Below are 19,336 nucleotides of genomic sequence, written 5' to 3'. Positions count from 1 at the left end.
AATTCAGACATGGCGCAGTATGACACGATTTTCAAGAATGCCCGTCTGGTCAACCATGACGGCGAAGGTCTGGCCGATATTGCGGTCAAGGACGGGCGCATCGCCGCCCTGGGCAGTATCGCGGGCAGCGCCGATGAGATTGTCGATTGCAAGGGCCTGCATATCCTGCCCGGCGTCATCGATACGCAGGTGCATTTCCGCGAGCCGGGGCTGACGCATAAGGAAGACCTTGAAACCGGATCGCTCGGCGCGGTGATGGGCGGGGTGACGGGCGTGTTCGAAATGCCCAATACCAATCCGCTGACCACGACCCGCGAAACCTTCGAGGCCAAGATCGCCGCCGGCACCGACCGCATGCATTGCGATTTCGCCTTCTATATCGGCGGCACCCACGACAATGTCGGGGAACTGGCCATGCTGGAAAAGCTGCCGGGCTGCGCCGGCATCAAGGTGTTCATGGGCTCGTCCACCGGCTCGCTGCTGGTGCAGGACGACGATGGGGTGGAAGCCATATTGCGCGCCATTTCGCGCCGCGCCGCCTTCCATTCCGAAGATGAATATATGCTGGAGGAGCGCAAGGGACTGCGCGTTCCCGGCGATCCGTCGAGCCACCCGATCTGGCGCTCGCCCGAGGTGGCGATGAGCTGCACCACGCGGCTGGTCAATCTGGCGCGCAAGACCGGCAAGCGCATCCATGTGCTGCATATCTCGACCAGGGAAGAGATGGTCTATCTCGCCGATCACAAGGACGTGGCGAGCGTGGAAGTGACGCCGCACCACCTGACGCTGGACGAGACGGCTTATACGAGGCTCGGCACCTATGCGCAGATGAACCCGCCGGTGCGAGACAAGGCGCATCGCGAGGGCATCTGGCAGGGCGTCGCCAATGGCGTGGCCGATATTCTGGGCTCCGACCACGCCCCTCATACGCGAGCAGAAAAGGACCATGCCTATCCCGATAGCCATTCGGGCATGACCGGCGTGCAGACCCTGGTGCCGACCATGCTGGACCACGTCAATCAGGGACGGCTGACTTTGCAGCGCTTCGTAGACATGACCAGCCATGGACCGAACCGGCTGTTCGGTATCGCCAACAAGGGCCGGATCGCGGTTGGTTACGACGCCGACCTGACCATCGTGGACATGAAGCGGCGCGAAACCATCACCAATGACTGGATCAGCAGCCGCGCCGGCTGGACACCCTATGATGGCGTATCGGTGACCGGCTGGCCGGTCGGCACCGTGGTGCGCGGTCATAAGGTGATGTGGCAGGGCGAATTGGTGACCCCGAACAAGGGAAAGCCGATGCGGTTCCTGGAGGCCTTGGGTTAGGGTCGGAAGGGGGCGGGCTGTCCGAAAATGTGCGGGCGCATCCAGGAGCGGACTTGCCGCGACCTGGGCCGGATCGCGCTAGTCTCGCGTCAAATTGAGGTTGTTCAGCCCTTCGTTCTCGCGTCGCGCGTAAAACGAGCCGTTCTCTAGCGGCTCGAAGCGCAGCAGAACCTTGCGCGTCACATCGGTGATGACCAATTGTCCCACGTCATCGACAAACCATGCATAGGGATCGTCCGACAGCTCGAACGCCGCCATGCACTGCTCGTCGCCGCTCAAAACGTACCCGCCGATAGTCCTTACATTCTCTAGGGTCACCTGGCAGATTGTGCCCCCTTCGAAATCCTCCCAAAAGGCATGATCTCCGGCAATCGCGACGACATCCCTGGCGTTCGAGACCTGTACGCCCGACCCCAGGAGCAACGACAGGGCAAGGCAGGCGCTGCCAATGAAACGTCGCAAAAGGCGCCGTGTCCGGCTGTTCATCATTGTCCGGCCCATCAATTCACCGGCACGATGGTGACGCGACGGTTCCTGGCTCGCCCCTCATCGGTGGCATTGGACGCGACGGGGGCCATCATGCCTGCGCCCGCAGCGGTCAGGCGGCGCGCATCAACGCCATAGCTCGAAACGAGTGCAGCCTTGACGGCATCGGCGCGGCGTGCGGACAGATCGAGATTGTAGTCATAGCTGCCCTGGCTGTCGGTATGGCCGACGATCAGGACCGCCAGTTCCGGTCGACCCCCGAGCAAAGCCGCGATCTCTTTGAGGGTCGGCGCGGAGTCCGGCGTCAGGTTTGCCTTCGCCGTATCGAAATAGATGCCATAGAGTGCAATGCTGCCGTCATGGTCGATGGCGTCGGCCATGTCCTCCGCCTTGACCAGCACCATCTTTTGTTCACGAGCCTTGGGTTCAAGAACATGGACGACGGCGATGGTCCGGCCGTTGAGTGCCTTGCAATAGGTGCCGGCATCGAGCTGAAAAGTCTGCACGGCCACCCAGGCGGTGGCGTCCCCCTGCGGAATTCGCGCCGCCGTGAAATGTTGGTCATTGATGCGGGACGTCACCGCGCATGCCCCGTTCGAATAGGGCGCGTCCTTGATGTCAGATTCATAAAAGAAATACTGCATCAGGCTCATCTTGTTGCCGCCGCCATAGGCGGCACGATTGGCGTCTCCGCCACATTCGTCGCGCTTGCACTCGAATTCGACCTGTCCGTTGGCCGCGGCGATTTCGTCTTGATAATTGCGCAGCACTTCCAGCGGTGACCGGTTTTCCGGAACCACGTAGACGAGCCGTGTCACCTTGCCCTCCAGTGTCTCCGCCCGCTCTGGGCGATAGATCCGGTTGTTCATCGCATCATATTCGCCCGATGCGCCCGGCTGCAGTGGCGACAGCGGAATGCGCAACTCGGCATAGGCGTGGCTCTCATAGGAGACGATGAAGGCGCCCTCATACCGTTTGATAAGCCCGGTGTCGGCCGCGCCCTCGATATCGGCGATCGGGATCGTCGCATCGGCCAGCGTGGGGAGGGCGTTGGTGCAGAAAAGCGCGGCAAGCATGAACAGCAATTGCAGGTAACGTTTGGCCATAGGCAACTCCGGCAGCGCCCGTCCCCCGCGCCGTACACGGACACCGGACATTCCCACCCAATCTCAAGCGGATTGATCAAAACCTAGATTGCCCGGGCAGACGCCGTATTGAACAAAACGGACATCGGCGCGGCACCCGAGCCCGATCAGCTCCACAGAACCAGTGGTCGTGCGGCGCCCGCCCTGCGCCGCCCCGACAGCGTCGCCGCCGCCAAATTGTGATCCCGCTGGAAGGCCGCAGGCGTCCAGCCGACGAACCGACGGAAATCGCGGATCATGTGCGATTGGTCGGCATAGGCCTGCAGGGTCTCGCCCAAGCCGCCGCCCTGGCACATCTCGGCAGCCAGGCGCAGGGCCCGGTATTTCATGGCAAGGATTTTTGGAGGGGCGCCATAATATTCAAGCGCGATGCGCCGCATCTGCCGGTCTCCCAAGTCTACCCGAGCGCCCAATGCGTCAAGCGAGAGGGACGCAGAGCGTTCGAGCCAATGGTCGATCCCAGCGATCTGGCGTAGAAAATGGTCTTCCGCACCGGCGGGTCGGTTCAAAAGCGCCTCGACCAAACCGACATGGCTGCCATCGAAGGGCGTCGCCCACAGGCGCTCGACAACTTCCGCTGCCGCGCGTGGTCCCCAGATGTCGGCACCATCGAGCACCCTGTCCGCGCATGCAAAAGCGGGAACGCGCACCAGCATTGCCCATCCAAGTGGCAGCAATCCGACCACGGCGATCCGACAGTCCTGGCTGAGCGTGACGCGATAGGCGCCGGTTGTCGGGCCGATCAACGCAACGGGGGGAGCATCGAAATGGCTGCCATCGGCAAATTCCAGGCTGCTGCGGCCCGCCACCCGGATATGAAGATTGGGCAACATGGCGGGCAGGACCTCGACGCAGGCATCCGTAACATCGTCGACGCCAGCGTGAATGGTTAGTAGATTTTGCATCCCCGCAGAGGGAAGAAAATAGTCCAGCCGCATGTCCTCTCCCCCATTTTAGAGTTCGCGTCCGGGACAACGCCCGGTGAGACGATCTCCATCACAGCAGATTTTGGCGACTATTGCTTCGGGTCCGAACGTCCAAAAAGGGCACCGCAGCCGGACCGACCTCAATCTCCTGCGACGAAGGCCGACCATTCGCCGGTTTCGCTGATGAACAGGCGCCAGTAATACCAGCCGCCAAATTGCCTGACATCTTCAAGGCCGGCGCGGTCGAGCAGGCGATAGGCGTCCACTTCCTGTTCGGGCGTCAGCGCATTGGGGTCGAGTTCGGCGAGATAGGGCCAGATATAATAGGTTTCCCCGCTGCTATCGGGATGAAAGGCATAGGGCTGGTCGAGGAGGTCGAGCAGCAGGCCAAGGATCTGCCGGCCCTCGCCATCCTCGGATTCGGAGCGCAGATAGGCCACCGCGTCCTCGGGATCGCCGAAGCTGACATTGGGCGGATAGTCCTGCGCTTCGATGATGGGCCGCAGCGCCTCGATGTCGCCGCTGCGGGCCGCCTCGATCAGCGCCTGTCGCGTCGCCTGCGCGGGCGCGGGCAGGGCGGAAATATCCCGACTGATCTCGGGAACGGGCCAGACCCATTCCTCCTCTGCGAAGCCGGGCGCGCAGAGGGCGAAAAGGGCGGCAAGGGCAGGGGCGAGGCGCATGATCGATTCTCCCGTTTGCTGGGAGATTAGAACCAGTATGCGGTGCCGGTAAGGCGTTTTGGCCTATTGCAGGCTGCGTTCGAGATTGTATTCGCCATTGCGGATACGCTCCGGCAATTGCGCGACCAGATCGGCCGTCGCCTCATCGCCATGCAGGCGCACGAAAGTAGCCAGTGCCGCGAACAGCGAGGCATGGGCCAGCGACGCACTCTCGAGGCCATCTTCCTCGGCGCCGTTCCAGGCTTCCGCCAGATATTCCAGCGCCAATTGACGCTCGGCCTGGCCGCGCTCGAATGGCCCGGTTCCATAGGTGGACGCGAAGATGGACTTGGTTGTGCTCATGCATGGGGCATAACACGCACTCGCCAACCCCGCGCGGGAGAAGTAATGCAAAGGTTAACGCCGGGTAGGCAATTGTAAGAAGGCCCGGCCCTATTCGGCAAAGCGCGTATGGATTTCACGCGAGAGGCGCTGGGCCTCGGACAGGAGCCGCAGCAGCGCCTCGCGCGAGGCGGGCGTGCATTGACGGTGGAAACGGGCAAAGGCGGTATAGCCGCCATTGAAGGCTCCGGCCAGCCGCTGGCGGCGGTCTTCGTCCGGTTCGTCCAGAGCGATCAGCTCGGCCATTTCCGCCCGCCAATCCGCCTCGCCGGCCTTGCATAGCGGCTCCAGATAATAAAGGCTGCCCATGATCTCGGACAGCCGCTCCATCTGCCGCTGATAGGGCGGGTCGATGGCGAGGGCCGGGGTGGCGAGACTGAGGGCAAGGAGCAGGGGAACGAGACGCTTCATGCCCCGCTTCTACCAGTTTTGTCCCAGGACGCGGAAGCATTCCCTGATCACGTCATCGAGTCTGGATGTGGTGCGCAGCGCCAGCAACATGCCGGGATCGGCCCATTTGTAATCGGCAATTTCCTCGGAGGGCCGGATCGTGCCGGAATAGTCAGTGGTGGTGAAGACGGCGAGGCGATAAGTGCCGTCACGGCCCAGAGACTGGGTCATGACATGGCGCGGATTGCGCACCAGAAGGCCCAATTCCTCCTGTACTTCGCGGATGGCGCATTGTTCGATGGTTTCGCCATCGTCCATGCGCCCGCCGGGAAAAGTCCACAGGTTCTGGTAGGGCGCCAGGGCGCGCTTGATCAGCAGAATTTTTCCGTGTTTCACGATGCCGACGCTGGCGGCATTGGCTTGGTCAGTCATGGCCCTGAAGCTGGTTTGCGATTCGTTTGCGGAGAGCTTATCCCTCAACAGGTGAAGGAGACATGCCATGTGTGGGCGCTATGCGTCGACGATTCCGCCCGAGGCGATGGTCGAGCTGTTCAAGCTGATCAAAAGTATCAACCTCCTGCCGCGCTTCAACATCGCGCCGACCCAGCCAATCGTTGCCATCTGGGAGAGCGCCGGGCGGCGCGAGGGACATTTCGCCCGCTGGGGGCTGGTGCCCGGCTGGGTCAAGGATCCGCGCGATTTTCCGCTGCTGGTCAATGCCAGGGCCGAAAGCATGGCGGAAAAACCCGCCTTCCGCGATCCGCTCAAGCATGGGCGCTGCCTGGTTCCGGCCAGTGGCTATTATGAATGGCATACCGGGCCGGACAAGAAAAAGCGCCCCTATTACATCACCCGCGCCGATGGCCAGCCCATGGCGCTGGCGGGGCTTTATGCGACCTGGAGCGGACCCGAGGGCGAGGAAATCGACAGCGTCGCCACCATCACCGTGCCGGCCAATGCGCAATTGTCCGCAATTCACCACCGCATGCCGGCCATCCTGCTGGACGAGCGCAGCCAGGACGATTGGCTCAATGTCCGCGAGGTGCGGGCGGCCGAGGCGGCGGCGATGGCCAGGCCGCTCGAAGACGGCGTGCTGCGCTTCCATCCGGTTTCCACCCGGGTCAATTCAGCCCGCGACGACGATCCGGGGCTGATCGAGGAAGTCGCCGAGGAAAAACCGGAGCCGCCCAAAAAGAAAGTGGCAGGCGGGCAGATGGACTTGTTCTGACTACATGATGTCGAAATAGCCCAGCGCGTCCCCGATGGCTTCTTCCTCATAGCCAAGATGGCTGAGCAGGACTTTTTCCAGCGCGCGGAACACGCTCACCGCATCCTCGAAATGCCCGCTGCCCGGTGCATCGGCGAGGCGGATAAGGGCGTCGATCAGCCTTTCGAGCAATTCATGGACGACCACGTGCTCGGCGGTGAGTCGGTCGGCAATGGCCTTGAAGGCGGGGCCTTGGGCCGCGATCGAGGGAAATAGCGCCCGGTCCTCGATGGAGTGATGGCCGTGCACGAATTGGCAATATTGCCCGCACAGCGTGCCGAAGCGGCGATAATTGGACACCATGACCAGATCGGCGGTCTCGGCCTCGACCTCCTGGGCGCTGGCCTTGCCTTCGGCGGCGCGGGCGATGAGGCGACCCAGCGTCACCATATTGTCGCGCAGATGATCGTGGATCATGCGCAGATGTTCTCCCGGCGCCTTCTGGGCCTCGGTCAGGCCGGGCAGGTCGGGAATGGCGGGACGGGTGGAATCGTCGAGAAATTGAATGTCTTTGAGCAGCATGGCCATCACATGGTGCCGCGCGCGCGCTGACGCAAGAAGGCACAGGGGAGTGACCGGGGCAGCGGCCTAACCCAGCATCTTGCCCGGATTGAGGATGCTGCGCGGGTCGAGCGCGACCTTGATGGCGCGCATCATCGCCAGCGCCACCGGGTCTTTCACCTGTTTAAGCAAATCCACCTTGAGCTGGCCGATGCCGTGTTCGGCGGAGACGGAGCCGCCATATTTTAGAACCACCTCATAGATGGCCGCGTGCATCGCCTCGTCATATTGAGCCATGAATGCCTTGGGGTCGGCGCCCACGGGCATGGAAAAATTGAAGTGGATATTACCATCGCCCATATGGCCGAAGGGCACCGGGCGAATGCCGGGCACCAGCTTTTCGGCGGCGACGGAGCCTTCGGCGATCAGGGCCGGAACCGCGGCGATGGGGACCGAAACGTCATGCTTGATCGAGGCGCCTTCGCGGGACTGGCATTCGCTCATCTGCTCGCGGAACGCCCACATGCGGCTGCGTTCGGCAAGGCTTTCGGCCAGAGTGGCGTCGGCGATCAGTCCCTGTTCGAAGGCCGCTTCCAGCGCGGATTGCAGCGAGCCGGGCGCGGTGCCCGCCATGCGGGTCATTTCGACCAGCGCATACCAGGGCGAGGCGCTGGCGCTGGGATCGGCATCGAGCATGCCGTGGCGCAGCTGGATGTCGAGCCCGATCCATGGAATGAGTTCAAAGGCATTGAGGCGGGCCCCGGCGCGCTCGCGCATCAGTTGGAAGAGGGCGAAGGCCGCTTGCGGCGAGGCGACATTGACCAGGGCCGTCTCGTGATCCTCGGGTAGGGGATAGAGTTTCAGGCTGGCGGCGGTGATGATGCCCAGCGTGCCCTCGGCCCCGACCAGCAGATTCTTGAGATCGTAGCCGGTATTGTCCTTCTTGAGGGCGTTGAGCCCCGAATAGAGCCGCCCATCGGCCAGCACCGCCTCGACGCCCATGGTCAGTTCTCGCGCGTTGCCATAGGCCAGCACATTGACGCCGCCGGCATTGGACGAAAGAACGCCCCCGATGCGGGCCGAACCCTGCGAGGCCAGCCAGAGCGGGAACATTGCCCCGGCCTTTTCGGCCGCCTTGTGTGCATTTTCGAGGATCACGCCCGCTTCGGCGACCATGACGCCCGCCCCGGTATCGATGGAGCGGATGGCGTCGAGTTTGGCGAGGCTCAGAATGACTTCGTCGCCCCGGAGCGGCACCTGCGCGCCGACCAGGCCGGTATTGCCGCCCTGGGGAATGATGCCGACGCCATGCTCATGCGCCCAGCGCATCACGGCCTGGACGGCCTCGATGTCCGGGGGAATGGCCACGGCCGCCGCTGTCACATGAAAGCGCTTGCGCGGCTCGTTGAGCCACGGGCCCATTCTGCCGGTGTCGCCCACGACATTGTCGCTGCCGATTATGGCACGAAGGGCGGAGACGATCTCGGCGGCGGAGAGAGACATGGTAATTCCATGAAGCTGGCAAGATAAGCGGGTGGCGAGCTTGTCCGCCCCCGATCCCATGTGCCACAAGCAGGGTCATGACTCCAGCATGAGGACACGCTGACCGCGTGAGATGCAATGACTTCCCTTGTCTGGCCGGAAATTTTCTTCATCCGGCACGGTGAAACTCCGTGGAACGCCGAACGCCGCTATCAGGGGCGCAAGGATATACCGCTCAATGACAAGGGCAGGGGCCAGGCCAGCCAGAACGGCAGGACGCTTGCGTCCCTGTTCGCCGCGCGGGGTCTCGATCCATCCGCCTTCGAATGGCACGCCTCCCCGCTTGGGCGGACACGCGAAACCATGGAACGGGTCCGCCTGGGCTTTCCCCAGCACCTGCCGGAGGTGCGCTATGACGTGCGGCTGATGGAAATCAGCTTCGGCATCCTCGAAGGAAGCCTGCACGAGGAATTGCCCGCCAATATGGCCGTGGCGCCGGGTGATCGCGACGAGACCTATTGGGATTTCCGCCCCGAGAACGGGGAGAACTATCGCGATGTCGAGGCGCGGCTGACCGAATTCGCCGCCGTGCTCAAGGGACCATCCATCGTGGTGGCCCATGGCGGCATCGCCCGGACGCTGCGCGTGCTGATCGAGAGGGCGCCGGTGATCGAAGTGATCAACTGGGCCCCGCCGCAGGACGTGATCATGCATTTCACGCCCGGAAAGTTGGAATTGATCGGAGCCGCAGACCTTTAGGCTCTCCGCAACGCCCCTCGACCGTCCTGGATGTGTCCGCATCACAGGGCGGGCGGGGCCGGGCCTCAAAAGAAATTCCCTCCGGGCGGCAAAACGCTTTATGAAGGCGCCAACACGAGGCGAGTTTCATGTCTTTCAATACGTTCGGGCAGCTTTTCCGTTTCACCACCTGGGGCGAGAGCCATGGGCCGGCGCTGGGCGTGGTCGTGGATGGCTGCCCGCCGGGCATTGCCTTGACGCCGGAACTGATCCAGCGCGATCTCGACCGCCGCAAGCCAGGCCAGTCGAAATATACGACGCAGCGCCGCGAGCCGGACGAAGTGAAAATCCTGTCTGGCGTTTTCGAGGACGAGCGCACGGATGGTCCACGCACCACCGGCACGCCGATTTCGCTGCTGATCGAAAATACCGATCAGCGCTCCAAGGATTATTCGGACATCCGCGACAAATATCGTCCCGGCCATGCCGACTATACCTATGACCAGAAATACGGCATCCGCGATTATCGCGGCGGTGGCCGCACCTCGGCCCGCGAAACCGCGGCACGAGTGGCCGCCGGCGCCGTGGCGCGACAGGTTCTGGCGGGCGTCACCATCCGGGCCAGCCTCGTGCAGATGGGTCCGCACAAGATCGACTATGCCAATTTCGACTGGGACCAGACGGGCGAAAACCCCTTCTTCTGCGCCGACGCCAAGGCCGCCGCGCTCTGGGCCGATTATCTCGACGGGCTGCGTAAGCAGGGCAATTCGGTCGGCGCGGTGATCGAAGTGGTGGCCGAAGGCGTGCCAGCGGGGTGGGGGGCGCCGGTCTATGGCAAGCTCAGCGCCGATCTGGCCTCGGCCATGATGAGCATCAACGCGGTCAAGGCTGTAGAAATTGGCGCGGGCTTCGAGGCGGCAGCGCTGACCGGCGTCGACAATGCCGACCAGATGCGGGCAGGGGCCGACCGCCCCTATTTCCTCTCCAACCATGCCGGTGGCATTCTCGGCGGCATTTCCAATGGCGACCCCATCGTGTGCCGCTTTGCGGTCAAGCCGACTTCCTCGATCCTGACGCCGCGCCAGACGGTGACCACGGCCAATGAGGACGCCGACATCATCACCAAGGGCCGCCACGACCCCTGTGTCGGCATTCGCGCCGTGCCGGTGGGTGAAGCGATGATGGCCCTGGTGCTGGCCGACCACATGCTGCGCCATCGCGGCCAGACCGGGCGCGAAGGCGCGGTGGGTTTTCAGCGCAATTAGCGCTGTCCCCGTCTTTTCTGCCCCGACAGACCGGGCCATGACGATGGAATGGCGGACGAAACGAGCTTGCGTGCGACTGCACTTCAGGCCAGGGCTATCCGCATGCCCAAAGGGCTCCGCCTGACGCGCAGGCTTCCCTGTTCTGCCAGATAGTCCACATGGGCGGCGATGGTCATGCGCGCGGCCAGCCGCACCCTTGCGGGCTGGATGGGATAGATCGCGTCCAGCACTTTGCCAAGCGAATAGGCGCCATTGCCGACGGCGTCGAGCACCTGCTGATTGCGCACTTGTCGATGGGCTTTCAACGCCATCGCCTGGGCTCTGCCATCGGCGATGGCGGCGCCATGCGCGGGCAGGTAGCGGGAATAGGAAAGGGCCGCTACCTTGTCGAGCGAGGCGAAGTAATCCGCCATCGATCCATCGGGCACCGAAACCAGGGTGGAACTCCAGCCCATGACGTGATCGCCGCTGAGCAGGGTGTCGGTTCCCACGAGGCCGAAGGCGAGGTGATTGGCGCAATGACCCGGCGTGGTGTGGATGGAAATGTCGAGGTCGCCGGCCTGGATGATGTCGCCATCATGCAGGATCTTGTCCGGCACCAGGCCCCAGTCGCAGGAATTGCGAATCGGATTGATCTCGAATGGCCGAAGCGGCCGGGACAGCCGGTGTCGCCCCCCGAACCAGAGCGCCGCGCCGGTTTTTTTGTGCCAGCTCGCCGCCGCGGCGCTGTGGTCGCGATGGGTATGGGTGAGCAGGATCGCGGTCAGTTTCCGCCCCGCGATTGCCGCGATGAGAGCAGCCTCATGCGCCGCGTCCTCAGGGCCCGGATCGACCAGGGCCAAAAGCTCATGGCCAAGCAGGAAGCTGTTCGTGCCGGTAAAGGTATAGGGCGAGCCGTTCGGCGCGGTGATTCGGACCACGCCGGGGGCCTCGGGAATGGCCTGCCCGATTTCGGGCCGGAAGTCTGTGTCGAACACGAGGGCTGGAGCGGAGCTTGTCATTGCACCAATAGGCGAGAAACCGTAAGAATCCGGAGACGGAATGACCCTGCTCCAAGCACGGACAGGCATTCGCTTCAAGCATGGAAGGTACGAAATGGCCGTGATTTTGACCACGCCCAATACGCTGCTCGGCGTATTCCAGCCCAAAAGCCAGGTCGCCAAACTGGCGGCCAATGCTGCAATCGTCGTTCTCGGGACGTTGTTCATCACCGCAGCAGCCAAGGTCAACGTGCCGGTCTGGCCTGTTCCCGTGACCTTGCAGAGTTTTGCTATCGCGGCCCTGGCCGCCGGATTCGGCATGCGCATCGGCGTTGCCACTGTGGCGCTCTATCTCGTCGAAGGCGCCTTTGGCCTCCCTGTCTTCGCCACCGGCGGCGGCCTGGCCTATCTTGTCGGCCCCACCAGCGGTTTCCTGCTCGGCTTCCTGGCCATGGCCGCCATTATCGGCTACGCCGCCGACCGTGGCGCTTCCAGCCGGCCCTTCACCCTGTTTGGGGCCATGATGATCGGCAATGCGGTGATGTTCGCCTTTGGCTTTGCCTGGCTCGTCGCCATGGCCGGCCACGCCGCCTGGGTCGACCAGACCAATGTCCTGGCGTCGGCATTCGCCAAGGCCGTCCAGCCCTTCATCGTCTGGGACATTCTCAAGATGGCCTTCGCCTCACTGACCGTAACCGGCCTCTGGGGCTTGTTCGCCGCCAGACGCTGAGCAAATATATCAAAAATCTGAAAAGGGCCGGTGGGAACGCCGGCCTTTTTTGTTGAGCTGGCGGAATTGGGCTTCGGCACAAAAGCGGCAAACAAAAGCCCCGGCCTTCGGAAAGGCCGGGGCTGATTGGTCGGAGTAGGGTGATTCGAACACCCGACCCCCTGCTCCCGAAGCAGGTGCGCTACCAGGCTGCGCTATACTCCGTCAGGACCGTGACCCCGGGAAATTCGCATCCATCTGTTACGGATGCCGGTCACGATGTGGCGGCGTTATAGCCGTGCGCCCGCCAGTGTTCAAGCGCTTCCCACAACCTTTTCGCAACAGCGGCGGACCGTGTTGCGAAGCAGGGGCAAACCGTGTAGGAACCGCGCCAGTTGGGGCGTCGCCAAGCGGTAAGGCATCGGTTTTTGGTACCGACATTCCCAGGTTCGAATCCTGGCGCCCCAGCCAATTTTCTTCTAATTTTCTGATTTTGCAGTAATACAGTTCTATGAGCAGAGGTGTATTACAGGCGCGCTCCATCTTGGGGCCTGACCATTCCTGCCATCCTCATTTGATTCCGCCTCAGTCCTGCCTATTGCTGGCGCCGCTGGGGCCCTGAACCAGACAGGTACGTCCATCAGATCGCACTGGGCGATAGGGACCAAAAAAGCGCTCGCATATTATCGTCCCAGCTGACTGTAAATAGCGATAAGCTTTTTACGCGCCAGGGGCGTCCGCAATGAATCTCAAGGAGCTGCACGAGTATTTTGCTCGCCTGCCCCAAGAAATTATGGCTCAGCCCGAAGAGCGATCGGCCAATGGCGGTTGGGAAGATAACTCCGGGGCACAGTGACATGCGGTTACGGCTGCATGTCTATGGCCAACCTGGGACCTTCGCGTCGCTGCTCAGCGGGGAAGCCAGCACCATCGATCGAGAATGGGATAGTCAAGAGCTTGCCGAGAAGATGATGGGGAGCATTGGCAGCGCCCACGCAGCTTACAGCCGGGCTTTTCACCAGGCTCGTCCTGGCATTGCTCCCGCCGTCTAATTCGATCAGGAGCCGCAGGTAGGCGCTGCCGAATTCCGCCGCGCTGCCCAATTTCCGGAAGAGGCCAGCCTTTGCTTCCAGATTGCATGACTAATGAGACCAACGAAGGCAAGCTCGAAGCGTTGACCGCCCAGAGAGATGGTTTGGTTTATCTGAACAGCTATCGGGGTGTCTCTAGGTAGATTTCCGCCTCGGCCATCCGAAAAGCTCGAGATGGATGATCCCAAGCTATTTGGCCACGGGATACCGGGTCTCTTGTCGTTCACACAGGGCCAGAACTCTCGCTAAAATTCAGCCAGATTCTGTGCCGTGGGTGCTGGCGCCGGATAGTCTGCAACCCCACCCGCAAGCATGTCTGCTACAGCAAGTTGTCGCCCGTCGAGTTCGAGAAATGGCACCAAACTAACCCCGAAGATGTCTATAGAACGCGGGGCTATTCACCTGTCGATAGCGCAATTGTGTGCGATTTCGCTTGATGGGCCTCTCGAAAAAAGGCGTATCCATTCCCGTCCGAAACCGGCCGTAGCGCAATTGGAACGCTGATCACTAGTGCCGAGGAAAGGGGGAAATGGCTGTTCGAAGTGCTGCGCTCACACACTTGCGCTTCAGAAACGAAGTGCGGGGCAGTGACGTTCGAACGAGCCCTTCCAGGACCAATCCGATGAATTCTTTCTTAGTCCCGTCTTCGGTATTGCGTGACGAAGGTGCATTGAGTAGGTTGCGCCCGGTCGAGGGTTCCACTCTCGTCACGGAAGCACCCGTAGCTCAGCTGGATAGAGTGCTGCCCTCCGAAGGCAGAGGCCACAAGTTCGAATCTTGTCGGGTGCGCCATTTCAGTACAGAACTATGAACGCCGAACGCCGCCGTTTCTACGCTTGAAGCGGCGACCAGCGTTCGCAGCAATTCTGACTTCGATCCCATGATGCGAACCTCGTCGTCGGCAACCTCGACGCGCTGTGCCAAGGAACGCAAATGATCGCGGCGGTAGCCGCCATCGTCTAGGCGTATCCGTTCACGAGCCTTGCGGGCGAACCCTTTGAGCATGTCGGGGGTGACGCCCTGATTGCCTGAACTGTCGAGCGCGAGCTGCGTGCGCTCGGCGTCGGCAGCGGCTTGATCCCGCAATGCCTTGAGGCTCACCATGCGCTCTTTCGCCATGGCGTCGTCCTTGTCGACCATGCCGGCTTCGATGGCGTCAAAGAGACGGCCGAGCCGCTGGTCGGCTTCCGTGATTCGCCGGTTCAGCTCGGCAAGATGCTCGCGGCGGCGCTCGGTGCGTTCCTGTCGGCGGTCGATGACGCTGGCGAGCACGGTTTCCAGCCGCTTGGGCAGAAGCAGGCGATCCCCGATATAATCGGCAACCGTATGGTCCAGCTTGTCCATCGGGATCGTGCGGCCCTTGCAGCCGGTCTTGCCCTGCCGCGCCTTGGTCGAGCAGGTGTAATAGCGGTATGTCGCTCCCGCGCTGCCTTGGCCGGTGCGCAGCGTCATCGCGCCCCCACACTTGGCGCAGAAGCAGATGCCGGTTAGGAGCGTCGGGCCACTGGAGACGCGCGCAGGCGTCACCATGGGATTGCGGGATTTCAGGCGGGCTTGCACCGCGTCGTAAATCTCGCGCTCGATCAGAGGCGGCACCGCCATGATGGCGACCTCGCTCTCCGGCTTCTTTTCCCGGTCCTTGTGCGAGCGTGTGTTGAACCTGTGCTCGCCGATATAGGTAGTGCGGGTCAGGATGGCGTGGATTTGCGCCAGCCCCCAACGTCCGCCGTCGCGGGTGAAGAAACGGCGCTCGTTGAGATAGGTGGCGATGGCCTTGACGCCCATTGCGCCGGACGTGCCATCGCCCTCAAGGAACAGGCGATAGATCAGCCTCACGGTGTCGGCGTGCAACGGGTCGATTTCCAGCTTCTTCTTGATCTTCGATCCGCGCTGCTCGGCGGCGACGATGCGATAGCCGATGGGCGGCCGTGCGCCGTTCCAGAAGCCTTGGCGGGCGTTCTCGTTCATGGCGCGCAGGACGTGCTTGGCGTTCTCCTTCGACTGGTACTCGTCGAACAGCGCCATGATCTGCCGCATCATCTGGTGCATGGGATCGTCGCCCATCTCCTGCGTGATGGACACGAGCTTGACGCCGTTCTTCGCCAGCTTCCTGACGTAGAACTCCATCTCGAAGTGATCGCGGAAGAAGCGGCTGAATGAATGGACCACGACAATATCGAAGGGCGCGGGCTTGGACGTGCCCGCCTCGATCATGCGCTGGAACTCGGGGCGCTTGTCGTTGGTGGCGGTTGCACCCGGTTCAACATACGTCTCAACGAGTTGGTAGCCGCGTTGCTCGCAATAGGCTTCGCCCTGCCGCTTCTGGTCGGGAATGGAAATGTCATGCTCGGCCTGCCGGGCAGTCGAGACGCGCAGATAGAGGGCGGCGCGGGCGATAGTGGTTGGGCTGTGCATGTTCATGGTCGGCCTCCCATAGCCTTCTTCGCCTTGGGGCAGTCGATCAGGGGCAACGCCAGCTCCACCCGGTCATGCACCACCTTCGGCGCGAGTTTGCGCCCATGCCCCGGCTCAAGCCGCACGAGGCCATAGCTCTCCATGGTTTTCAGGGTGCGTGACAGATTGGAACCGGCCCGGCCGGTGATTTCCGCCAGTTCCTCCAGCGACGCCGGGGCCTTCTCGGCGATGATGCGAAGCAAGTCGCGGTTCCCGGTCGACAGCACCTTGGCAAAGGATTCGGTCGAGGTGAACCATACCTTCGGATCGCCGGGCGCAGACTTTTCCTCACCCCGCGCGATCCGCATGGTGCGGGCTTTCATTTCTTCGTAGTCGGCAATCCCGACTTTCAATGTGGTCATAGGGCACCTCGCTCCTTCAACACCGCGTCCACCGCCTGCCAGAAGTCGGCCAGCAGCGTGGCCGCATCTTCGTAGGCGTAGGGCTTCACGGTCTGGAGGCGATGCCGATGGTCCATCGGCTCGCCGCGTCTGCCTCGGCCGACCGGATGGGCGTTGTCGAAACCGACCAGCCGTTCGCCCGAAGGCCCGTGAAGCGTGAGCGAGTAATCGAGGCCGTACGGCTTTTCCGGCGAGGCCGGAACGCGGGTGACGACAAACTTCACCCAATGACCGCCCTCGGGATCGACAAAGAGCATCTGTCCATCAAGGTCCAGAAGCGTGTCGAGGCCCGGATCACGATGCCCGCTCACCTCTTTCTCCTATCAGTTTGTGATAGGAATTGCAAGCTGTCATCTGGCTTTCTCGGGTTCAAGAGTTCATCGAACACATCGCCGAACCAACGCTCGAACACGTCAATCTCGGCCTCGGTGACGGGAATGTCCTCCGGCCAATCGTCGGTGACACGCATCCTCTGTCCGTCCGGGCCGAGAAGCGGCATGTCGCCGGCTCGCGTCCGAGCGTCCGGCGTGGGATCGTCGGCATAGTCGAAAAGATCGTCGGGAAGTGGTTCGGGGATCGACTGTCGCGGTCGCCCTTTGCGGGCGCGGTGGCGCTCTGCGCACATGGAATCCTCCTTGGTTCTGGTGGATTCCGGGGCGCTCAAGGCCCCGGAATTAAGCGAACCATGGAGGGCAGTCGGCGGCATGTAGCGTGCCGCATTTGCGGTGATGCGCTGGCGGCACCCCTGTCAGGATGGGGCTTAACTTGCAGCTCGCCGAGCCTTGACGAAACCGCGATCCGTGGCGATGAAGCGTTCAAGCATGGGCACGATGAGCTTGACGGGATCGGCAACGGGCTGGCCGGTTTCGCGGGCCAGCACCTCGGCGTAATCGACCAGATCGCGGTGGAGCGTTGGGGGCAGTTCCACCGCGACCTTCACGGGCTTGTCGTCGGGCAGCGGGCCGAGTTTCAGCTTGGTCACATTAGCCTCCTGCGTTCTCGAATACCAAATCACGGGTGACGATGATCCTGACCGGGAAACCCGGCCGGATGGTGAGCGTCGGGGCAACCTGCAACTGACGCTGCACGATCTGCTGCCCGGCCTGATTAATTGTGTCCTGCGGGCCGTCGCGGATGGCCCGGATCAGCCGGTCCTCGTCACTGGTCGCCAGCTCCGTGCCGACTGCGAGCAGCGTGGACAGCCCTGCGGCCTTCATCAGATCCCAAAAATGATAATCGACGCCATCCTCAAGGCCGGCGTAACCGCTGGCATCCGCGCCCGGAAGGCGCTCAAGGACGATGGAGCGTCCGCCCGGCAGGATCAGGCGATTCCACACCAGCAACACGCGGCGCTGGCCGAAGGTCACGCCGTCATCATATTGGCCGATGATGCGCGTCCCCTGCGGGATCAGAAGCAGCGAGCCGGTCGGGCTGTCATAGACGTTCTCCGTCACCTGCGCGGTGATCTGGCCCGGAAGGTCGGAACGGATGCCGGTGATGAGCGCGGCCGGGATCACGGCCCCAGCCTGAAGGATGTAGGGCGATGCCGGCGGCGCGACGCGATCCGGCGCGACGGTCTGCCGGTCCACCGGCCCGTTGAGGAAAGCCGCGTGGCGATCCTGTGTCGCGGGCTGCCCGCCGAGGCCAAGCCCGGCGAGGCCGGGCATGGCCGTTCCTGCCGGCGCTCCCGTGCGCGGGCCGGACTGGAAAAACACGTTGCTCAAGCGCGCGGCTTCTTCCTCGGCGAGACGGCGCTGTTCGTCGGGATCGACGGCAGGCGTCGTGATGGCCGGCGTTGCAATGGGCTGTCCCCGGTTCTGCGCGTCGAGGATCGGGCGGCCTAAATCTCCGGGTAGCGCGGGACCGAGCACCGGCCCGCTGTAGTCGCTTGGCAGACCGGACAGGCCGTCCGCCGTGGGGCGGTTCTCGGTCGAATAGAGTTCGCCGCCGCCCGGTCCCCCGTCGCGGGTCTGGAGCGCATAGATCAGCGCCCCGCCGATGCCGAGAAGCGCGACGGCCCCGACGCCTGCCAGCATCTTGCGGGACAGGCGGGTGACGCTGGGCGTTTCGGCGCGCAGGCGCATGGGGGCAGCGGTATCGGTATCGCTCATGAGGACGATCCTCCCGTGGTCGTGCTGGCTGGCTCTGCTGCGGCCTGTGTCGGGTTGGTGCGGACGATCCTGACGACCTGCTGGCGGTTGCCGCTGCCAAGGCGCAGATCGGCCGCGCCGAACAGCCTGTCCACGATCAAGATGTTCTGATGGATTCGGCTGTTGACGATCTGCGGCTCGCCATTGGAGCCGAGCACGAAGATCGGCGGCATCTCGCCCTGCACGATCCCGGCCGGGAAAACGACATAGACGCGCCGGCCATCGTCGAAGACGGAAACCGGCCGCCACGGCGGGCTGTCGCCCTGCACCTGCAAGGCGTAGCGATAGTTCCGCGCCGCCTCGGCCGGGATCAGGGGTGCGACCGGGACCGTCTGGCGCTGGCCGGCCGGCGGTGTGGGATAGGCCCATGCCACGGCCGGCATATAGAGCGATTCCCGAGCGCGCAGCTCGAGCATGTAAGTGCGCCGGTCGGTGGTGATGACAAGGTTGGTGGAAATGTCCGGCCGCGTCGGCTTCACGAGGATATGGACACGGCGGTTTGCTCCGCTGCCGCTCTCGGTGTCGCCGATGATCCAGCGGGCGGTGTCGCCTGCCGCGATCGGCCCCGCGCCTGTCAGGCTCTCGCCCGGCTCCAGCGCAATGGTGGTGATCTGCCCGACCGCCGCATAGACCTGATAGAGCGCGCCTTCGCTCCACGGATAAATCTGGATGGCGTTGTAGTAGCCTTCCCGGCGCGGCTCGACGCGGGCGGCGGCATTGGCGTTCTCGACGCGGCCGGTTGGCGTGCCTGCGGCGGTGCCGCCGCGCGCCACGGTCCATGCGGGGGGCACATGCAGCGGCCGAGGCGTGTTGTCGGTCGCCGCCGCCTGCACGGTGGGCAGCGGTGGAACGCTGGCATCATAGCTGAATTGCGGCGTCCGATTGGTCGCACAGCCTGCCAAAGCGATTGCCACGACCATCACAAAAGTCGCATAGGGTAGCGGCTTCAGGATCA

At 63.0% G+C, this 19,336-nt stretch carries 21 protein-coding genes, 3 tRNA genes and 1 pseudogene; 7 read left to right on the top strand and 18 right to left on the bottom strand.

What is annotated here, in order from left to right; genetic code table 11:
* The first annotated feature begins 9 nt into the window (after nucleotides 1–9).
* Nucleotides 10–1,332 carry a dihydroorotase gene (locus H0482_RS12015; RefSeq protein WP_193730304.1) on the top strand — a complete coding sequence of 441 codons (1,323 nt, stop codon included), beginning with the start codon at nucleotides 10–12 and terminating at the stop codon, nucleotides 1,330–1,332.
* Between the two features lie 78 nt (nucleotides 1,333–1,410).
* Here H0482_RS12015 and H0482_RS12010 read toward each other — a convergent pair whose 3' ends face one another.
* The 7 genes from H0482_RS12010 to H0482_RS11980 all read right to left on the bottom strand — a co-directional run bounded on the left by H0482_RS12010 (nucleotide 1,411) and on the right by H0482_RS11980 (nucleotide 5,775).
* Nucleotides 1,411–1,821, bottom strand: a complete 411-nt coding sequence (locus H0482_RS12010) for an AprI/Inh family metalloprotease inhibitor (protein ID WP_193730303.1) — start codon at nucleotides 1,819–1,821, stop codon at nucleotides 1,411–1,413.
* A gap of 11 nt (nucleotides 1,822–1,832) precedes the next feature.
* Complete coding sequence (locus tag H0482_RS12005; protein WP_230989607.1) at nucleotides 1,833–2,924, bottom strand: OmpA family protein; 1,092 nt, start codon at nucleotides 2,922–2,924, stop codon at nucleotides 1,833–1,835.
* A gap of 146 nt (nucleotides 2,925–3,070) precedes the next feature.
* Nucleotides 3,071–3,901, bottom strand: coding sequence for a helix-turn-helix domain-containing protein (locus H0482_RS12000; protein ID WP_193730302.1), 831 nt, complete (start codon nucleotides 3,899–3,901; stop codon nucleotides 3,071–3,073).
* A 128-nt stretch (nucleotides 3,902–4,029) separates the two neighbouring features.
* Nucleotides 4,030–4,572 carry a hypothetical protein gene (locus H0482_RS11995; RefSeq protein WP_193730301.1) on the bottom strand — a complete coding sequence of 181 codons (543 nt, stop codon included), beginning with the start codon at nucleotides 4,570–4,572 and terminating at the stop codon, nucleotides 4,030–4,032.
* Between the two features lie 63 nt (nucleotides 4,573–4,635).
* Entirely contained in the window at nucleotides 4,636–4,914 is a 279-nt protein-coding gene (locus H0482_RS11990; protein ID WP_230989606.1) for a hypothetical protein, read from the bottom strand.
* A gap of 90 nt (nucleotides 4,915–5,004) precedes the next feature.
* Nucleotides 5,005–5,364 carry a TIGR02301 family protein gene (locus H0482_RS11985; RefSeq protein WP_193730300.1) on the bottom strand — a complete coding sequence of 120 codons (360 nt, stop codon included), beginning with the start codon at nucleotides 5,362–5,364 and terminating at the stop codon, nucleotides 5,005–5,007.
* A gap of 9 nt (nucleotides 5,365–5,373) precedes the next feature.
* The gene (locus H0482_RS11980; RefSeq protein ID WP_193730299.1) at nucleotides 5,374–5,775 is read right to left on the bottom strand and encodes an NUDIX hydrolase; all 402 of its coding nucleotides are present in this window, start codon (nucleotides 5,773–5,775) and stop codon (nucleotides 5,374–5,376) included.
* A 67-nt stretch (nucleotides 5,776–5,842) separates the two neighbouring features.
* Here H0482_RS11980 and H0482_RS11975 point away from each other — a divergent pair, with 67 nt between their 5' ends.
* Nucleotides 5,843–6,571 carry an SOS response-associated peptidase gene (locus tag H0482_RS11975; RefSeq protein ID WP_193730298.1) on the top strand — a complete coding sequence of 243 codons (729 nt, stop codon included), beginning with the start codon at nucleotides 5,843–5,845 and terminating at the stop codon, nucleotides 6,569–6,571.
* Here the strand turns inward: H0482_RS11975 and H0482_RS11970 are convergent, their stop codons facing one another.
* Nucleotides 6,572–7,132, bottom strand: coding sequence for a hemerythrin domain-containing protein (locus H0482_RS11970; RefSeq protein WP_193730297.1), 561 nt, complete (start codon nucleotides 7,130–7,132; stop codon nucleotides 6,572–6,574).
* A gap of 66 nt (nucleotides 7,133–7,198) precedes the next feature.
* Entirely contained in the window at nucleotides 7,199–8,614 is a 1,416-nt protein-coding gene (locus H0482_RS11965) for an FAD-binding oxidoreductase (RefSeq protein WP_193730296.1), read from the bottom strand.
* A gap of 117 nt (nucleotides 8,615–8,731) precedes the next feature.
* Here H0482_RS11965 and H0482_RS11960 point away from each other — a divergent pair, with 117 nt between their 5' ends.
* The gene (locus H0482_RS11960; protein ID WP_193730295.1) at nucleotides 8,732–9,352 is read left to right on the top strand and encodes a histidine phosphatase family protein; all 621 of its coding nucleotides are present in this window, start codon (nucleotides 8,732–8,734) and stop codon (nucleotides 9,350–9,352) included.
* Between the two features lie 128 nt (nucleotides 9,353–9,480).
* The gene (aroC, locus tag H0482_RS11955; RefSeq protein WP_193730294.1) at nucleotides 9,481–10,596 is read left to right on the top strand and encodes a chorismate synthase; all 1,116 of its coding nucleotides are present in this window, start codon (nucleotides 9,481–9,483) and stop codon (nucleotides 10,594–10,596) included.
* Between the two features lie 83 nt (nucleotides 10,597–10,679).
* Here aroC and H0482_RS11950 read toward each other — a convergent pair whose 3' ends face one another.
* Nucleotides 10,680–11,573, bottom strand: a complete 894-nt coding sequence (locus H0482_RS11950) for an MBL fold metallo-hydrolase (RefSeq protein WP_193730293.1) — start codon at nucleotides 11,571–11,573, stop codon at nucleotides 10,680–10,682.
* Between the two features lie 64 nt (nucleotides 11,574–11,637).
* Here H0482_RS11950 and H0482_RS11945 point away from each other — a divergent pair, with 64 nt between their 5' ends.
* Nucleotides 11,638–12,306 carry a biotin transporter BioY gene (locus tag H0482_RS11945; RefSeq protein WP_193730292.1) on the top strand — a complete coding sequence of 223 codons (669 nt, stop codon included), beginning with the start codon at nucleotides 11,638–11,640 and terminating at the stop codon, nucleotides 12,304–12,306.
* 127 nt (nucleotides 12,307–12,433) lie between these two features.
* On the opposite strand, the gene H0482_RS11940 is transcribed toward H0482_RS11945, so the two are convergent.
* Nucleotides 12,434–12,510 (bottom strand) — tRNA-Pro (locus tag H0482_RS11940).
* Between the two features lie 171 nt (nucleotides 12,511–12,681).
* Between H0482_RS11940 and H0482_RS11935 the strand changes: the two genes are divergently transcribed.
* Together H0482_RS11935 and H0482_RS11930 are read left to right on the top strand one after the other, a co-directional pair.
* Nucleotides 12,682–12,756 (top strand) — tRNA-Gln (locus H0482_RS11935).
* Between the two features lie 1,335 nt (nucleotides 12,757–14,091).
* A tRNA-Arg gene (locus H0482_RS11930) sits at nucleotides 14,092–14,168 on the top strand.
* Nucleotides 14,169–14,744: 576 nt separating this feature from the next.
* On the opposite strand, the pseudogene H0482_RS11925 reads toward H0482_RS11930, so the two are convergent.
* The 7 genes and pseudogenes from H0482_RS11925 to trbG form a co-directional block, all read right to left on the bottom strand.
* Nucleotides 14,745–15,791 (bottom strand): annotated as a pseudogene (locus H0482_RS11925) (recombinase family protein); the annotation flags it as partial.
* A gap of 2 nt (nucleotides 15,792–15,793) precedes the next feature.
* Nucleotides 15,794–16,192, bottom strand: coding sequence for an HVO_A0114 family putative DNA-binding protein (locus tag H0482_RS11920; RefSeq protein ID WP_193730291.1), 399 nt, complete (start codon nucleotides 16,190–16,192; stop codon nucleotides 15,794–15,796).
* The gene (locus tag H0482_RS11915; RefSeq protein ID WP_193730290.1) at nucleotides 16,189–16,542 is read right to left on the bottom strand and encodes a toxin-antitoxin system TumE family protein; all 354 of its coding nucleotides are present in this window, start codon (nucleotides 16,540–16,542) and stop codon (nucleotides 16,189–16,191) included. Before H0482_RS11915 ends, H0482_RS11920 begins: the two co-directional genes overlap by 4 nt.
* Nucleotides 16,539–16,937, bottom strand: coding sequence for a hypothetical protein (locus H0482_RS11910; protein WP_193730499.1), 399 nt, complete (start codon nucleotides 16,935–16,937; stop codon nucleotides 16,539–16,541). The genes H0482_RS11915 and H0482_RS11910 overlap by 4 nt, the downstream gene beginning before the upstream one ends.
* 54 nt (nucleotides 16,938–16,991) lie before the next feature.
* Nucleotides 16,992–17,213, bottom strand: a complete 222-nt coding sequence (locus H0482_RS11905; RefSeq protein WP_193730289.1) for a DUF2274 domain-containing protein — start codon at nucleotides 17,211–17,213, stop codon at nucleotides 16,992–16,994.
* A 1-nt stretch (nucleotide 17,214) separates the two neighbouring features.
* Complete coding sequence (locus H0482_RS11900) at nucleotides 17,215–18,342, bottom strand: TrbI/VirB10 family protein (protein WP_193730288.1); 1,128 nt, start codon at nucleotides 18,340–18,342, stop codon at nucleotides 17,215–17,217.
* Nucleotides 18,339–19,301, bottom strand: coding sequence for a P-type conjugative transfer protein TrbG (trbG, locus tag H0482_RS11895; protein ID WP_193730287.1), 963 nt, complete (start codon nucleotides 19,299–19,301; stop codon nucleotides 18,339–18,341). Before trbG ends, H0482_RS11900 begins: the two co-directional genes overlap by 4 nt.
* Nucleotides 19,302–19,336 lie beyond the last annotated feature (35 nt).

The sequence above is a fragment of the Devosia faecipullorum genome (genome assembly GCF_015158295.1).
GTDB classification, from domain to species: domain Bacteria; phylum Pseudomonadota; class Alphaproteobacteria; order Rhizobiales; family Devosiaceae; genus Devosia; species Devosia faecipullorum.
This window is presented reverse-complemented; position numbering and strand designations above follow the sequence as displayed.